This is a genomic window from Jeotgalibacillus marinus (assembly GCF_040801915.1).
Classification (GTDB): Bacteria; Bacillota; Bacilli; order Bacillales; family Jeotgalibacillaceae; genus Jeotgalibacillus; species Jeotgalibacillus marinus.
The window spans coordinates 1-245 of record NZ_JBFMIA010000251.1 but is presented as its reverse complement, the minus strand read 5'-3'; the positions used below and the strand labels follow the sequence as shown (position 1 = coordinate 245).

Here is a 245-nt window from a genome sequence, read left to right as displayed (position 1 = left end):
CTTGCTGTTGAAAAAAGGCTTGCGCAACGTGTGGCTGCGCGGCACCCGCCCCATTCGCCCCGGCCAATCGCGCTTGGTGGCGCGGGCCTTCACCCTGCGCTTTGTGCCGGCGCGTGAAGACCTCGCCACGCCCGCGTCTTGGAGCTCGCCCATCTCCACCCGCGCCGCCATTGAGGCCATGCCCGCCGGTTGTGTGGCCGTGGTCGACGCCATGGGCGTGACAGACGCGGGCATTTTTGGCGACA

Annotated in this window: 1 protein-coding gene; it reads left to right on the top strand. The window is 68.2% G+C overall.

Going from position 1 to position 245, the window contains the following annotated elements; all coding sequences use genetic code 11:
- The coding region (locus tag AB1471_RS17735; protein WP_437342387.1) for an RraA family protein at nucleotides 1–245 on the top strand (245 nt) is incomplete at both ends.